Source organism: Streptomyces antnestii, assembly GCF_004005495.1.
Taxonomy (GTDB): Bacteria; Actinomycetota; Actinomycetes; order Streptomycetales; family Streptomycetaceae; genus Streptomyces; species Streptomyces antnestii.
The window spans coordinates 49,882-65,030 of the sequence record NZ_RZYA01000026.1; the positions used below are offsets into that span (position 1 = coordinate 49,882).

Consider the following 15,149-nt stretch of genomic DNA (forward strand, 5'->3'; position numbering starts at 1 on the left):
GAAAGTGATGCGGGTGGACGCGAAAGACATGGGCACCGACCTCCAGTCGGTGCTCATCACCAAGGAAGAGATCGACGCGAAGCTGGCCGAGCTGGCCGCGAAGATCGACGCGGAATACGCGGGCAAGGACCTGCTGATCGTCGGTGTACTCAAGGGCGCCGTCATGGTCATGGCGGACCTCGCGCGTGCGCTGTCCACCCCCGTCACGATGGACTGGATGGCGGTGTCCTCGTACGGCGCGGGCACCCAGTCGTCCGGCGTCGTGCGGATCCTCAAGGACCTCGACACCGACATCAAGGGCCGGCACGTCCTGATCGTCGAGGACATCATCGACTCCGGCCTGACGCTGTCGTGGCTGCTCACCAACCTCGGCACCCGCGAGCCCGCGAGCCTCGAGGTCTGCACGCTGCTGCGCAAGCCGGAGGCGGCGAAGGTCGCGATCGACGTGAAGTGGACCGGCTTCGAGATCCCGAACGAGTTCGTCGTCGGGTACGGCCTGGACTACGCGGAGAAGTACCGGAACCTGCCGTTCGTCGGCACTCTGGCACCGCACGTCTACGGCGGCTGACCCCGGTACCCCAAACCTGTGTGAGACGGTCGGGAACCCCTGAGGGTTTCCCGCCGTTGAGCAGGCGAAGGCGAGATTGCCAGTCGTCCCCTGCGGTATCGGGTGACAATGCTGGGGTACCGTCCGAAGAACAGTCTTCAAAACAGCCTTTATCAAACTCACTATGGCAGGAGGGACGGGGCGGCATCGCTCCGTATGGATGGACGTGAAGCGATACTTCCGTGGGCCGGTCATGTGGATCGTGCTGGCCGTCCTTGCCGTGGTCGTGTTGATGCAGGTCGTCGGTTCGTCCGGCGGCTACAAGACGGTGGACACCGGCCAGGTCATTCAGGCCATCGACGACAACAAGGTGCAGTCGGCCAAGCTGACCACCGGCGATGAAAACACCATCAAGGTCGAGCTCAAGAGCGGCCAGAAGATCCAGGGCTCCAGCAAGATCCAGTCGAGCTACATCGGCGACCAGGGCGTCGACGTGGCCAAGGATCTGCAGGCCAAGTTCGAGGACAAGAAGATCCCGGACGGGTACACCGTCTCCCCGACGAAGCAGAACGCCTTCGTGGGGATCCTGCTGTCCCTGCTCCCCTTCGTCCTGATCGTCGTCGTCTTCCTGTTCCTGATGAATCAGATGCAGGGCGGCGGCTCCCGAGTCATGCAGTTCGGGAAGTCCAAGGCGAAGCTCATCACCAAGGACACCCCGAAGACGACGTTCGCCGACGTGGCGGGCTCTGACGAGGCCGTCGAGGAACTCCACGAGATCAAGGAATTCCTGCAGGAGCCGGCCAAGTTCCAGGCCGTCGGCGCCAAGATCCCCAAGGGCGTGCTGCTCTACGGCCCGCCCGGAACCGGTAAGACGCTCCTCGCGCGCGCCGTCGCCGGTGAGGCCGGGGTCCCCTTCTACTCGATCTCGGGTTCCGACTTCGTCGAGATGTTCGTCGGTGTCGGTGCCTCCCGAGTCCGTGACCTGTTCGAGCAGGCCAAGGCGAACGCTCCGGCGATCGTCTTCGTCGACGAGATCGACGCCGTCGGCCGGCACCGCGGTGCGGGTCTCGGCGGCGGTCACGACGAGCGCGAGCAGACGCTCAACCAGCTGCTCGTCGAGATGGACGGCTTCGACGTGAAGGGCGGCGTCATCCTGATCGCCGCCACGAACCGGCCGGACATCCTCGACCCGGCGCTGCTGCGCCCGGGCCGCTTCGACCGGCAGATCGCGGTCGACCGCCCGGACATGCAGGGCCGTCTGGAGATCCTCAAGGTTCACCAGAAGGGCAAGCCGGTCGCGCCCGACGTCGACCTGTCGGCCGTCGCCCGGCGTACCCCGGGCTTTACCGGCGCCGACCTGTCGAACGTGCTGAACGAAGCGGCGCTCCTCACGGCGCGCAGCGACCTCAAGCTCATCGACAACTCGATGCTGGACGAGGCGATCGACCGCGTCGTGGCGGGCCCGCAGAAGCGGACCCGGATCATGTCCGACAAGGAGAAGAAGATCACCGCGTACCACGAGGGCGGACACGCCCTGGTCGCGGCGGCTTCGCCCAACTCCGACCCGGTTCACAAGATCACGATCCTGTCCCGTGGACGGGCCCTCGGTTACACGATGGTCCTGCCCGACGAGGACAAGTACTCGACCACGCGCAACGAGATGCTCGACCAGCTCGCCTACATGCTGGGCGGTCGCGCGGCCGAGGAGCTGGTCTTCCACGACCCGACCACGGGCGCGGCGAACGACATCGAGAAGGCGACCGCGACCGCGCGGGCCATGGTCACGCAGTACGGCATGACCGAGCGGCTCGGCGCGATCAAGTTCGGCGGCGACAACACCGAGCCCTTCCTGGGCCGGGAGATGTCGCACCCGCGTGACTACTCGGAAGAGGTCGCCGCGCTCGTCGACGAAGAGGTCAAGAAGCTCATCGAGACCGCGCACAACGAGGCCTGGGAGATCCTGGTCGAGAACCGCGACGTCCTCGACCAGCTGGTCCTCGCCCTCCTCGAGAAGGAGACGCTGAACAAGGAGCAGATCGCCGAGATCTTCGCTCCGATCGTGAAGCGCCCGGCCCGCCCCGCGTGGACCGGCTCCTCCCGGCGCACCCCGTCGACCCGCCCGCCGGTGCTCTCCCCCAAGGAGCTGTCACTGACGAACGGTTCGAACGTCACGGCACCGGCCGTGGAGACGGGTATCGAGATCGCGCCTCAGGACAGCCCCGAGGCCTGATCACCCCGGAATGGATGCCGCGTCCCCCACGCTTTACCGTGTGGGGGACGCGGTTTTTTGTTCAAGGAAGAGGCACAGATGACCGACCCGGTGACGCTGGACGGCGAGGGCCCGATCGGCGAGTTCGACGAGAAGCGAGCCGAGAGCGCCGTACGCGAGCTGCTCATCGCGGTCGGGGAGGACCCGGACCGTGAGGGCCTGCGAGAGACCCCGGGCCGGGTGGCGCGCGCGTACAAGGAGATATTCGCGGGTCTGTGGCAGAAGCCGGAGGACGTCCTGACGACGACGTTCGACCTGGGCCACGACGAGATGGTCCTGGTGAAGGACATCGAGGTCCAGAGCAGCTGCGAGCACCACCTGGTGCCGTTCATCGGGGTCGCCCACGTCGGCTACATCCCGTCGCACGACGGCAAGATCACGGGCCTGTCGAAGCTGGCCCGCCTGGTGGACGTCTACGCCAAGCGGCCGCAGGTCCAGGAGCGCCTGACCACGCAGATCGCCGACTCCCTGATGGAGATCCTGGAGCCGCGCGGCGTGATCGTGGTCATCGAGTGCGAGCACATGTGCATGACGATGCGCGGGGTGCGCAAGCAGGGCGCGAAGACCATCACGTCGGCCGTGCGCGGGCAGCTGCGCGACCCGGCCACGCGCAACGAGGCGATGAGCCTGATCATCGCCCGCTGACCCGGCCTGCCCGGAGGGGCACGGGGAGGGGCGCGGCCTGCGCTACGCGGCGCGCGCCGCCCCGCCGTGGTCCTCGTCGTCGTCCTCCGGGAGCTTGCAGACGCGCTCAAGGAACAGGGCGGCCGCTATCACGGCGATGCCGGTGAGGACCGAGAAACCGGCGTAGATCGCCTGGTCGCGGCGGGCCGGGTTGTCGAGGCGCTCCAGGAGGAAGACGCCCGTGCCGCCGTAGAGGCCGGCGACGAGGGCCGCCACCAGGGCGCTTGCCTGACCGAAGACGAGGGCGCGCGCCGCCATCAGCGGGTCGACACCCTTGGCACCCGGGCGCCGCTCGCGCTGGGCGCGCAGCCGGGCGCGGATGGAGAGCGCGGTCGCCAGCAGGATGACGGCGATCACCGCGAGGACGATCGGCGCCGCCAGCGGAACCCGGGGCAGCGTGCCGATCGAGTCCCACAGACGGGCGCCCGCCCAGCTCAGCACGCCGGCGATCGCGAAGAGGCCGGCCAGCGTCCTGATGCGCAGTTGCTTCATTCCGGTGGTCGCCCCTCAGTCCCCGCGTCGCTGTGCGTATGTCTGTGTGTGTCTGCCCGCACGACCCTAACGACTATTCGGGCAGCTGGAGTTCCAGGTCGGCGCGCGGCGCGACGCCTTCGCGGGTGACCGTGGCGAGCAGCTGGGCGATCGGTCCGTGGCCCGGCAGCTGGGCCTCGGGGTCCACGTCGTACCAGGGAGCGAGGACGAAGGCGCGCTGGTGCGCGCGGGGGTGAGGGAGCGTGAGGACCGGGTCGTCGGAGACGACGTCGGCGTACGTGACGATGTCGACGTCGATGGTGCGGGCGCCCCAGCGCTCGTCGCGGACGCGGTCGAAGGCCTCCTCGACGGCGTGCGCCCGCTCCAGGAGGGAGGACGGGGGCAGCGTCGTCCTGACCACGATCACCGCGTTGAAGTACGCGGGCTGGCTGCCCGGGTCGACGCCCCACGGCTCGGTCTCGTAGACGGGGGAGACGGCCTTGACGCGGACGCCGGGGGTGTCCTCCAGGGCGTCGATGGCGCCCTGGAGGGTCTCCAGCCGGTTACCCAGGTTCGAGCCGAGGGCGATCACCGCGCGCTTGGGGTTGGAGAGCGTGGTGTCGGCGGCGTCCACCTGTTCCACCACGGAGGCGGGCACCGGCTGTACGGTCGGGTCGCTCTGCGTCGGTTTCATACACGGCTCCGGGTGATGGTGACGGTCACGTCGTCGAAGGGGACGGTGATCGGGGCGTCCGGCTTGTGGACGCAGACCTCGACCTCCAGGACGCCCTCGTGCTTCAGACACGTCCCGGCGATGCGCTCGGCGAGAGTCTCGATGAGGTCGACCGGCTCGCCCTCGACGACGGCCACGACCTCCTCCGCCACGATGCCGTAGTGCACGGTCTTCGCCAGGTCGTCGTCGGCCGCGGCCGCGCGTGTGTCCAGTCCGAGCACCAGGTCCACGATGAAGGTCTGGCCCTCCTCGCGCTCCTTGGGGAAGACGCCATGGTGCCCGCGGGCCTTGAGGCCGCGCAGCGCGACACGATCCACGCGAATCACTCCTGCAATCGTCGGTAGTGGCGGGTTCGTACCGAGTGCGGTCGGTACACCAGCCGCGATCGAATCTACCTGCGAGCACCGACAGCGCTTGCCCGCGGGGGCTCTGGACAAGGCGGCTCCCCGCTGGTAGCCGCCCCTACCCATCGGTGACCTCAGGCAATCACGAGGAAACCCACGGGGACGCGTTCACGCCGTCCGGACCGCCAGGAGCCACTCAGGGGGCGGTGTCGGCGTCTTCCGGGCCTTCCGGGTCTTGTGGGCCCGCGTCCGCCTCGTCCTCGGTGAGGACCGGCGACGCGTGGTGCGACCAGAGTTTCCAGCCGTCACGTGTGCGACGGAACACATTCGTGGCGACGACGCGCTGGCCGACGAGCGGGCCGAGCTCGCCGCCCTCCTCGGGGGCCGGGCCGCCGCTGAGGATGTTCTCGGTGCAGGTGACCAGGGCCGTGTCGGCGACGACGCTGATGCGTACATCTGTGAGGAAGAACTGGATGTACTCGGTGTTCGCCATGATCAGCACGTACGACCGCAGGACCTCGCCGCGGCCGGTGAGGACCGGCCAGCCGGGGTGAACGCAGCTGACGGACGTGTCGTCGGCCTCTTCGGAGTCCTCGGTGTAGGTGACGTCCTCTGGGGCGAGCCAGAGCGTCGTCAGGAGTTCGAAGTCGCCCCGCTCCAGGGCCTCGTAGAAGGCGCGGTTGGCGCGGTCCACGGCGTCCGTGTCGGTGCGCGGGCCCTTCGGGCCGCCCGGCTCGTCGGGCTCCCTCGGTGGGGTCACTGGGCTCCTTCTACGGCGCGGGCGACCCGGACGGCGTCCGCGGTGGCGCGGACCTCGTGGACGCGGACCGCCCAGGCGCCCTGGTGGGCGGCGATCGCGGAGACGGCGGCCGTGGCGGCGTCGCGTTCGCGGGCCGGCGGCGGGGCGCCCTGCTCGCCGGCCAGCACATGGCCGAGGAACCGCTTGCGGGAGGCGGCCACCAGGAGGGGGTGGCCGAGGGCGCGCAGCTCCTTCAGGTGGGCCAGGAGCCGGAGGTCGTGGCCGGCCTCCTTGGAGAAGCCGAGGCCGGGGTCGACGACGACGCGGTCGGGGGCGATGCCGCCCTCGATGACGGCCTCCACGCGCGCGTGGAGCTCGGCGACGACTTCGGCGACCACGTCCTCGTAGACGCCCTTGACGTTGCCTCCCTCCAGGAAGCCGCGCCAGTGCATCACGACGAAGGGGGCGCCCGCCGCGGCGACGACGGGGACCATCGCCGGGTCGGCGAGGCCGCCGCTGACGTCGTTGACGAGGGAGGCGCCGGCCGCGAGGGAGCGCTCGGCCACGGAGGCGCGCATCGTGTCGACGGACACGGCGACGCCTTCGGAGGCCAGGCCCCGGACGACGGGGATGACGCGCTTGAGCTCCTCGTCCTCGTCGACACGGGTGGCGCCGGGACGCGTCGACTCGCCGCCGACGTCGACCATGTCGGCGCCTCGCGCGACCAGGTCGAGGCCGTGCTTCACGGCGGCCGTCGTATCGAACCAGCGGCCGCCGTCGGAGAAGGAATCGGGCGTCACATTGACGACTCCCATGACCGCGCAGCGGTCCCATTCGGGAAGGCCTGTGACATGGCCTCGGTGGCCCTGCGACGTGCTCATGCCTTCAAGCCTAGGCCCGGCGGCCCGGTGGCCGTGCCACGGCGGGATGCCGTGGGGCGTCAGGCGGCCGCCGCCTCCCGTTCGCGGGGCTCGTGGGCGCAGGGCAGGGGCGTGGCCGGGCGCCGGCGCAGGAGGCGCGGCGGGGTCAGGTGCACGAAGCCCTCCGCCTGCATCGCGGCGAGGCCGATGCGGGGCAGGTCGCGGGGCGAGCGGTAGACGACGAAGCGGGGCTCCCAGCGCGGCCGGAACTTCGCGTTGAACCGGTACAGCGACTCGATCTGGAACCAGCGGGACAGGAAGACGAGCAGTCCGCGCCACGCCCGCAGGAACGGACCCGCGCCGATCTTCTCGCCGCGGGCGAGGGCCGCGCGGAACATCGCGAAGTTCAGCGAGACACGGGTGATGCCGAGTCCCGGGGCGGCCTGGAGCGCGGCGACGATGAGCAGTTCGTTCATGCCCGGGTCGGCGGCGCGGTCGCGGCGCATCAGGTCGAGGGAGACCCCGTCGGCGCCCCAGGGCACGAAGTGGAGGACGGCCTTCAGGTCGCCGTGCGGGCCGGCCGGGCCGTCGGTCCTGTGGGCGGTGGCGACCAGGCAGTCCCCGTCCGCGGCGTCGCCGATGCGGCCGAGCGCCATGGAGAAGCCGCGTTCGGTGTCGGTGCCGCGCCAGTCGTCGGCGGCGCGCCGGATCCGCTCCAGCTCCTGCTCGCCCAGGTCACGGACGCGCCGCACCCGGGTCTCGTAGCCATTGCGCTCGATTCGCTTGACCATCTGGCGTACGTTGCGCATCGCACGCCCGGCCAGGGAGAAATCCGAGGTCTCCACCACCGCCTCGTCGCCCAGTTCGAGTGCGTCCAGGCCGGTCTCGCGGGTCCAGACCTCGCCGCCCGTCTCGGAGCAGCCCATGACGGCGGGGGTCCACGAGTGGGCCTTGGCCTCGTCCATGAACCGCTCGATGGCTCCCGGCCATGCCTCCACGTCCCCGATGGGGTCGCCGCTCGCGAGCATCACGCCCGACACGACGCGGTAGCAGACCGCCGCCTTGCCGCTGGGCGAGAAGACGACCGCCTTGTCGCGGCGGAGCGCGAAGTGCCCGAGCGAGTCGCGGGCGCCGTGCTTCTCCAGGAGGGCGCGAAGCCGCGCCTCGTCGTCCTCGGTGAGGCGCGCGGCCGGATGCTCGGGACGCAGCGCCAGGTAGATGGTGGTGAGGGCGGTGAGCAGGCCGAGCGCGCCGAGGGAGCAGGCCACGGTCCAGGAGGTGCCGCCCGCGTAGTCGACGGGGCCGTCCATGCCGAACAGGCCGTACAGGACGTGTTCCAGACGGTCCGACAGGCTCGGGTCGCCGACCAGTTTCCTCGGGTGGACGCTGACGATGGCGAGGCCGATGACGATCGAACCGGCGCCCATCAGGACGAAGTTCGCGAGGGCGCGCCAGCGGCTGCGCGGGTCGGGCAGGGCCGCGAACTCATTCCGGTGGCGCAGCAGCAGCGTCAGGAGGACGAGCGGTATCAGCACGCCGGCCAGGGAGTGCCGGTACGCGAACTGCGCTGCCGCGCCGATCGGCAGGAGCGCCACGGCCGCGCGCCAGGCCCGGCGTTTGCGGCGCCGCAGCCCGTGCGCGAGGAGCAGCAGCAGGACGCCCGCGCTGAGGGCGAGCGCGGCCGCGTACGGGCCGAGGGCGCCGGGCAGTACCTCGGCCAGCGCGTGCATGCGGCTGTGCCGGAACCGGGGGAAGACGCCCGCCGCGATGTCGAGGAGTCCGACGAGGACGGAGGCCCTGGCGATCAGGGCGGGCACGGCCTCCGGACGCGGGCCCCGTATTACTCGGCGCAGGTACCGTGTCCTGTCCGGAACCTCGCCTGACATATCGGCATCTATCCTGACAGACATCGCATCCCGTAGTTCCGCGAGAGGGTTCGAAGCCGGTGCCAATTCCGGCATCGGTCGCATTGCGCCCTCTAGGACGGGACTTGGGGGAGGCGGGTTCACCCAGCAAGGTAAATCGGTGGAAAAGGTTCAGTAAGAGAGAAAGCGCAGGCGGTACAGCACGATGGGTCTCACGAGCAGAAAAGTCCTTGCGCTCGCGGTCGTTGTGGCCGTGCTCCTCTTCATCGGCACGGTGTGGCTGTGGCCGCGCCTCGCGCACCGCGACTGGCGGGCCGTGGCCGGCCGGGTGGGGTTGCTCCTGGCGACGCAGCTCACGCTCTTCCTCTCGGTCGGGCTCGCCGTCAATCAGGCGTTCGGCTTCTACGCCACCTGGGACGACCTCCTCGGCAGAGAACAGGGCCAGGGTGTCGTGACCGATCTGAACGTCGCCGCGGGCAGAGGCCCCCTGAACGTCGTCGGCACGAGCTACGTGAACGTGCCCGGCGGCTCACGCCCCTCCGTCGGCGGCCAGATCCAGAAGATCGACATCCTCGGGAAGCGCACCCACATCGCCACCTCGGCGTTCGTCTATCTGCCGCCCGAGTACTTCCGGGCGGGCTCCAGGCGCCGGAGCTTCCCCGCCGCGGTCGTCCTCACCGGCTATCCCGGTACCGCCGAGGCGCTCATCAAGGGCCTGCACTACCCGTCCACGGCCCACCAGCAGGCCAAGGCGGGCGCGATGCGGCCGATGATCCTGGTGATGCTGCGGCCGGCCGTGGCGCCGCCGCGGGACACAGAGTGCGTGGACGTACCGAAGGGCCCGCGGACGGAGTCGTTCTTCGCCCAGGACCTGCCCCAGGTGATCTCCGCGCACTACAGGGTCGACCGCAAGCCCGGCGGCTGGGGCATCGTCGGCGACTCCACGGGCGGCTACTGCGCCCTGAAACTCGCCATGCACCACCCCGACGTGTACGGCGCGGGGGCGGGCCTGTCCCCGTACTACAAGGCGCCCATCGACCCCACCACGGGCGACCTCTTCCACGGGGACCAGGCTCTTGAACGGCGCGCCGACCTGATGTGGGTCCTGAAACACGGGACGCCGCCCGGCACGTCGCTGCTCGTCACCACGAGCAAGCACGGGGAGAAGGACTACAGGGCCACGATGCGGTTCATCCACGCTGTGAAGCCGCCCACCCAGGTGTCGTCGATCGTCCTGAACAGCGGCGGCCACAACTTCAACACCTGGCGCCGCGAGATCCCGGCCACGCTCGTGTGGATGAGCGCACGCCTCACGAAGAGCTGAGGCGACGGCAGTCGGCAGCGGGCTGGGGGCGCCGCGAGCTCGCGGGCCTCGGAGCCGGGGTGCCGGGGGTGTCGGGGAGCTCACGGGCCCTCGGAGCCGGGGGTGCCGGGGCGCTTACGGGCCCTCGGAGCCGGGGAGCTCACGGCCCCCCTCAGAACCCCGTCACCGTCTCCAGTTCGACCTCCGCGCGCGTGATGGCCCTGGCTTCCGCCGCCGTCGAGCGGCGCAGCGCCTCGTGCAGCCGGGCCGGGGTGAGGACGCCGAGGAAGCGGCCCTCGCCCCGCTCGTCGATGACCGCGATCCAGCCCGCGTCATGCTGGAGCATCGTGGCGAACGCCCGCTTCAGGGAGGCTCCGAGAGGCAGCCACGCCTCCATGCGGCGGGCGTGCTCGCGGACCGTACCGCTCTGTACGCGCGCGTGCTCGGCGGAGATCCAGCCGTGCAGGTTGTCGTCGCCGTCGAGGACCACCGCCCACGGCGCGTCGAGCGTGGCCGGCAGCGGGTCGTCGAGGTGTACGACGGGCGGCTGTTCGAGGTCGCTCTCCTCGATGGGCGTGACCGAGAGGCGCTTGAGGCCCCGGTCCGCGCCGACGAAGTCGGCCACGTAGTCCGTCGCGGGCGCGCCGAGGACCGTCGACGGCGTGTCGAACTGCTCGATGCGGCCCTGCCCGTACACGGCGATCCGGTCGCCGAGACGGACGGCCTCCTCGATGTCGTGCGTGACGAACAGGACGGTCTTGCGCACGGCCTGCTGCAGGCGCAGGAACTCGTTCTGCAGGCGCTCGCGCACGACCGGGTCGACCGCGCCGAACGGCTCGTCCATGAGGAGCACGGGTGGGTCGGCCGCCAACGCCCGTGCCACACCGACGCGTTGGCGTTGCCCGCCGGAGAGCTGGTCGGGGTAGCGGTCACCGAACGTGCCCGGATCGAGCCCGACCAGGTCCAGGAGTTCGGCGGCACGCTCGCGGGCCTTGGCGCGCTTGACGCCGAGGAGGTGCGGGACGGTCGCCGTGTTGTCGAGGACCGTCTTGTGCGGGAAGAGGCCGACCTGCTGGATGACGTAGCCGATGCGGCGCCGGAGTCGGACCGGGTCGACGCCGGATATGTCGTCGCCGTCGAGGAGGATCCGGCCCTCGGTCGGTTCGATGAGCCGGTTGACCATCTTCATCGTGGTGGTCTTGCCGCAGCCCGACGGCCCGACCAGCGTGACGAGTTCCCCCTCGTTCACCTCGAAGGACAGGTCGTCGACGGCCGTGGTCCCGTCGGCGTACCGCTTGGTGACGTGCTCGAACCGGATCATGGGTCCCCATTGTGCCGGGCGGTCGCGGTCTGTGGGCGGCCGCCGTGTGAAGGCCGTGTTGCGCCGGGACTTGGAGTCTCGGCGATTGTCAGTGGCGGGGGCTAGGGTCGTCCGCAGTCGGAATGACGCGCTCGCGGGCGCGGTTCGCAGACATGGGTTCGGGGATTCGGGGGAGGTGGGACGGGTGAGCAGTCCCAACTGCATGGTGACCAACGAGTGGGTGTGCGGGGAGTACCTCCGCTCCCGCAGGCAGGAGCTGGTCGACGCGGTCGTCCAGCACATCGGCATCACGGCGGCCGCCGTCGTGATCGGGGTGCTGATCGCCTTCCCGCTGGCCCTGCTCGCCCGGCACCGGCCCGCCTTCGCGGGCCCGGTCCTCGGCCTGACGACGGTGCTCTACACGATCCCGTCGCTCGCCATGTTCTCGCTGCTGCTCCCGCTGTTCGGGCTCTCCGCCTCGCTCGTGGTCACCGGACTCGTCCTCTACTCCCTGACGATCCTGGTGCGGAACACCCTGGCGGGCCTCCAGGCCGTGCCGGAGGAGGCGAGAGAGGCGGCCCGCGGCATGGGGTACGGGCCGGTCCGGCTGCTGTGGGAGGTCGAGCTGCCGCTGGCGCTGCCCGCCCTGCTCGCCGGCGTACGGATCGCCACGGTCTCCACGGTCGCCCTGACGACGGTCGGCGCGATCATCGACTACGGCGGCCTGGGCACGCTGATCCTCGACGGGCTCGACAGCGACTTCAAGGCCCAGGTGCTCACGGCGTCCGTGCTGTGCGTGCTCCTCGCCGTGGCCGCCGACCTGCTGCTGCTCGCTCTCCAGCGGTGGCTGACCCCCTGGACCCGCGCCTCGTCCCGGGCGCCCCGAATACGCAGACGTACCACCCAGAAGGCGGCGCAGACGGCATGAGCGCGATGGCGGGGGCCTACGACTGGCTGACGACGGGGGCCAACTGGCAGGGCGAGAAAGGGGTGTGGCACCGGCTCGCCGAGCATCTGTACTTCAGCGGAGTCACCCTCCTGGTGTCGTGTCTGATCGCGCTCCCGCTCGCGCTGTGGCTCGGGCACATCGGCAAGGGAGGCGGCCTCGCGGTGAACGTGTCGAACGCGGGCCGTGCGGTGCCCACGCTCGGGGTGCTCGTCGTGCTGACGCTGACGCCGCTCGGCCGGCACGGGGACCTGCCGACATTCATCGCGCTCGTCCTGTTCGCGGTGCCGCCGCTGCTGACCAACGCGTACATCGGGATGCGCGAGGTCGACCGGTCCGTCGTCGAGGCGGCGCGGGGGATGGGAATGAGCGGCGGGCAGGTGTTCCGCCGGGTCGAACTCCCGCTGGCCTACCCGATGGTGATGACCGGGGTCCGGTCGGCGGCGGTCCAGGTCATCGCGACGGCGACGCTCGCCGCGATGGCGGGCAAGGGCGGGCTCGGGCGCATCATCACCGCCGGCTTCAACCTTCAGGACACGCCTCAGGTCGTCGCGGGCGCGGTCCTGGTGGCGGTGCTCGCGCTGCTCGTGGAGGGCGTCCTGGTGGGCGTGGGGCGGGTGCTGAACCCGATGAGGGGCCGCTCCGCCGCGGCGCGCTGACTCCTTCGGACTTCCGGCTCAGGGCTTCCCGTTTCAGGACTTCCCGTTTCAGATCAATCCGGCTTTCGATTGGGTGGACAACGATGAACAGCAGAACGCGACGGATCGCCGTGGCGGCGGTCGCCGTCGGCGCGCTCACCACCGGGCTCACCGCGTGCGGCGGGGACAGCCTGGAGAGCGGCAAGGGCGGTAAGGGCGGCACGTCCGGCTCGGACACGGCGGGCGGTGGCAAGAAGGGCGCGGTCGTCGTCGGCGCCGCCGGTTTCACCGAGTCGAAGGTCCTCGCCGAGCTCTACAAGCAGGCTCTGGACGACGCGGGTTACTCCGCGTCGGTCAAGACCGTGGAGAACCGCGAGATCTACGAGCCGCAGCTCGCCAAGGGCGCGATCGACGTCGTCCCGGAATACGCGGCGACGCTCGCGGAATTCCTCAATCTCAAGAAGAACGGCGCGGACGCCAAGCCCGTCGCCTCAAGTGATCTTGATGCGACGGTCACCGCGCTGCGCGGGCTCGCCGCGCCCGAGGGACTGACGGCGCTCGACGCCGGACAGGCCGTCGACCAGAACGCCTTCGCGGTGAGCGCGGATTACGCGAAGAAGCACCACCTGAAGACCCTTTCGGATCTCGGTAAGTCCGGCCAGAAGGTGAAGATCGCGGCCGGTGACGAATGCGAGAAGCGGCCGTTCTGCGCCCCGGGCCTGGAGAAGACGTACGGCATCAAGGTCGCGGGCATCGACCCCAAGGGCGTCGGCACCACGCAGGCCAAGCAGGCCGTGAAGAACGGCGAGGACCAGCTGGTCCTGACGACCACCACGGACGCCACGCTGAAGAACTTCGGCCTCGTCCTCCTGGAGGACGACAAGAAGCTCCAGAATGCGGACAACATCATTCCGGTCGTGAACACCAAGGACGCGGGGGGTAAGGAGATAGCAGGCGTACTCGGGAAGCTCACCAAGACGCTCACGACCGCCGATCTCGTCGAGCTCAACCGGAAGGTCGACGCGGAACGCCAGAAGGAAGCCGATGTGGCCAAGGACTATCTCCGGTCGAAGGGTCTCCTGAAGAACTGATCGGCGAGACAGGCGAGTTCGGGGGAGAAGGGGAGTGGCGGCGGGTAAGGGCACGGGATTTTGGCGCCCGGGGCACCACGATTCGCCTACGCGCGGTAAGTTTCTGGCCATGCCACGTGGACGTCACCGCCATTCCCCACCCCTGCACAGGTTGCTTCCTCCATCGGCGATCGCAGGCGTCCCGCTCGTCTGCGCGGCCGGCGCCTGGCTGACCGCCGAACCGTTCGTGCTGCGCGGCCTGGCCGGCGTCGCCGCGTGCGTCGCCGTGGTCGGCGCGATCGTCATGCGCCGCTGGGACCGGCTCGCGGGCAAGCGCGTCGCCGAGCTGAACCGGTCGCGGGCGAGCGACGAGTGGCGCCACGACGAGCGGATCGCCGAACTCGAGTCCGACCTCGACGAGTCGCGTGAGCTGCGGGGCAAGCTGGAGGCGCGGCTGCGGGCCAAGCGTACGGAGCTGGCGGCCCTGCGCAACGAGCACGCGGCCCTGCTGCGGCGTTACGCGACGGCGGAGACGGAGCGGGCCAGCGCCCTGGAGGGCCGCAGGCAGCTCGCGATAGAGGCGTCGGCGCCGGCACGTGCGCTGCCGGCGGCGGCCGAACCGGCCCCGGGTGCCGAACTGGTCCCGGCGCAGCGCGCCACGTCGGCCGACGCCCCGGCGACGCCTCCGGACACGTCCCCGGCGACTCCTCCGCAGGCGTCTCCGGCATCGGCAACGGCAACGCCTCTGGCGACCTCCCCGGTGCTCTACCTGCGGGCCAACGCGGCGCTCGACCGCCTGGCGCGCGGCGCGCATCCTCGCGGGGGCGACGCCGGTCAGGGTCAGGCCCGTCAGGAAACGGGCCCGCAGGACGTGCGGAACGAGCGGAACGAGCGGAAAGAGCAGGGAGAGACACCGCAGGGGAAGTCCGAGGCGGCCCGCGCACAGGAGCTCCAGCACGCGGCCGCCCGTCCGTCCGGCGTCCCCGGCCACTTCACCGTTCCGGCCGCGGCGGCGGTCGTCCCGCCCGCGGCGGTGCGGCGGTCCCCGGTCGAGGGCGGTTTCGACTTCTTCGGCACGAAGGCCGTGGCGCCCGCCGCCCTGGAGGCCGTACAGAACCAGGACCTCGCGGATGTCGTCGGCGAGGAGGCCATGGCGCTGCACAAGGCGGACGCGGAGGCCGAGTTCAAGCAGGCCGACGCCGAGGGCGAGGCCGTGAGCCAGGTCATCGACCTCACGGCGCACGACGAGACGGAACAGATCGACGTGGCGGAGCTGCGGTCCGCGCTGGGGGCGTAGCGTCCGGCCCGAGCGGTCGGGCACGCGGTACGTCAACGCGGTACGTGAACGGGGTGGGGCCTCGGTGTGACACACACCGAGGC

The 15,149-nt window shown here is 70.4% G+C and carries 15 protein-coding genes; 8 read left to right on the forward strand and 7 right to left on the reverse strand.

Features of this window, described 5'->3' with window-relative positions:
* The first annotated feature begins 7 nt into the window (after nucleotides 1-7).
* The 3 genes from hpt to folE all read left to right on the forward strand — a co-directional run bounded on the left by hpt (nucleotide 8) and on the right by folE (nucleotide 3,461).
* Nucleotides 8-568, forward strand: a complete 561-nt coding sequence (gene hpt, locus EOT10_RS35800) for a hypoxanthine phosphoribosyltransferase (RefSeq protein ID WP_100597704.1) — start codon at nucleotides 8-10, stop codon at nucleotides 566-568.
* 199 nt (nucleotides 569-767) lie between these two features.
* A complete protein-coding gene (gene ftsH, locus EOT10_RS35805) occupies nucleotides 768-2,777 on the forward strand; it encodes an ATP-dependent zinc metalloprotease FtsH (protein ID WP_127832560.1) in 2,010 nt (669 codons plus the stop codon).
* A 78-nt stretch (nucleotides 2,778-2,855) separates the two neighbouring features.
* The gene (gene folE / locus EOT10_RS35810; protein WP_127832561.1) at nucleotides 2,856-3,461 is read left to right on the forward strand and encodes a GTP cyclohydrolase I FolE; all 606 of its coding nucleotides are present in this window, start codon (nucleotides 2,856-2,858) and stop codon (nucleotides 3,459-3,461) included.
* A gap of 42 nt (nucleotides 3,462-3,503) precedes the next feature.
* On the opposite strand, the gene EOT10_RS35815 is transcribed toward folE, so the two are convergent.
* The 6 genes from EOT10_RS35815 to EOT10_RS35840 all read right to left on the reverse strand — a co-directional run bounded on the left by EOT10_RS35815 (nucleotide 3,504) and on the right by EOT10_RS35840 (nucleotide 8,533).
* The gene (locus tag EOT10_RS35815) at nucleotides 3,504-3,992 is read right to left on the reverse strand and encodes a DUF3180 domain-containing protein (protein ID WP_127832562.1); all 489 of its coding nucleotides are present in this window, start codon (nucleotides 3,990-3,992) and stop codon (nucleotides 3,504-3,506) included.
* A gap of 73 nt (nucleotides 3,993-4,065) precedes the next feature.
* Nucleotides 4,066-4,665, reverse strand: a complete 600-nt coding sequence (gene folK / locus EOT10_RS35820) for a 2-amino-4-hydroxy-6-hydroxymethyldihydropteridine diphosphokinase (protein ID WP_127832563.1) — start codon at nucleotides 4,663-4,665, stop codon at nucleotides 4,066-4,068.
* Entirely contained in the window at nucleotides 4,662-5,021 is a 360-nt protein-coding gene (gene folB / locus EOT10_RS35825; RefSeq protein ID WP_127832564.1) for a dihydroneopterin aldolase, read from the reverse strand. The genes folK and folB overlap by 4 nt, the downstream gene beginning before the upstream one ends.
* A gap of 223 nt (nucleotides 5,022-5,244) precedes the next feature.
* Nucleotides 5,245-5,808, reverse strand: coding sequence for a nuclear transport factor 2 family protein (locus tag EOT10_RS35830; RefSeq protein WP_127832565.1), 564 nt, complete (start codon nucleotides 5,806-5,808; stop codon nucleotides 5,245-5,247).
* Nucleotides 5,805-6,668 carry a dihydropteroate synthase gene (gene folP / locus EOT10_RS35835; RefSeq protein WP_127832566.1) on the reverse strand — a complete coding sequence of 288 codons (864 nt, stop codon included), beginning with the start codon at nucleotides 6,666-6,668 and terminating at the stop codon, nucleotides 5,805-5,807. The genes EOT10_RS35830 and folP overlap by 4 nt, the downstream gene beginning before the upstream one ends.
* 59 nt (nucleotides 6,669-6,727) lie before the next feature.
* Nucleotides 6,728-8,533 carry a phosphatidylglycerol lysyltransferase domain-containing protein gene (locus tag EOT10_RS35840; protein ID WP_127832567.1) on the reverse strand — a complete coding sequence of 602 codons (1,806 nt, stop codon included), beginning with the start codon at nucleotides 8,531-8,533 and terminating at the stop codon, nucleotides 6,728-6,730.
* A 184-nt stretch (nucleotides 8,534-8,717) separates the two neighbouring features.
* On the opposite strand from EOT10_RS35840, the gene EOT10_RS35845 reads away from it, so the two are divergent.
* Nucleotides 8,718-9,836: an alpha/beta hydrolase gene (locus EOT10_RS35845; protein ID WP_127832568.1), complete on the forward strand. Its 1,119-nt coding sequence runs from the start codon at nucleotides 8,718-8,720 to the stop codon at nucleotides 9,834-9,836.
* A 151-nt stretch (nucleotides 9,837-9,987) separates the two neighbouring features.
* Here EOT10_RS35845 and EOT10_RS35850 read toward each other — a convergent pair whose 3' ends face one another.
* Nucleotides 9,988-11,136 (reverse strand): ABC transporter ATP-binding protein, encoded by a 1,149-nt coding sequence (locus EOT10_RS35850; RefSeq protein WP_127832569.1) that lies wholly within the window; start codon nucleotides 11,134-11,136, stop codon nucleotides 9,988-9,990.
* Between the two features lie 184 nt (nucleotides 11,137-11,320).
* Here EOT10_RS35850 and EOT10_RS35855 point away from each other — a divergent pair, with 184 nt between their 5' ends.
* The 4 genes from EOT10_RS35855 (at nucleotide 11,321) to EOT10_RS35870 (ending at nucleotide 15,066) form a co-directional block, all read left to right on the forward strand.
* Nucleotides 11,321-12,043 (forward strand): ABC transporter permease, encoded by a 723-nt coding sequence (locus EOT10_RS35855; protein WP_127832570.1) that lies wholly within the window; start codon nucleotides 11,321-11,323, stop codon nucleotides 12,041-12,043.
* The gene (locus tag EOT10_RS35860; RefSeq protein ID WP_127832571.1) at nucleotides 12,040-12,720 is read left to right on the forward strand and encodes an ABC transporter permease; all 681 of its coding nucleotides are present in this window, start codon (nucleotides 12,040-12,042) and stop codon (nucleotides 12,718-12,720) included. Before EOT10_RS35855 ends, EOT10_RS35860 begins: the two co-directional genes overlap by 4 nt.
* Before the next feature lie 83 nt (nucleotides 12,721-12,803).
* On the forward strand, nucleotides 12,804-13,790 hold the full coding sequence (locus EOT10_RS35865) for an ABC transporter substrate-binding protein (RefSeq protein ID WP_127832572.1): 987 nt from the start codon (nucleotides 12,804-12,806) through the stop codon (nucleotides 13,788-13,790).
* A gap of 109 nt (nucleotides 13,791-13,899) precedes the next feature.
* Nucleotides 13,900-15,066 (forward strand): hypothetical protein, encoded by a 1,167-nt coding sequence (locus EOT10_RS35870; RefSeq protein ID WP_127832573.1) that lies wholly within the window; start codon nucleotides 13,900-13,902, stop codon nucleotides 15,064-15,066.
* Nucleotides 15,067-15,149: the final 83 nt, after the last annotated feature.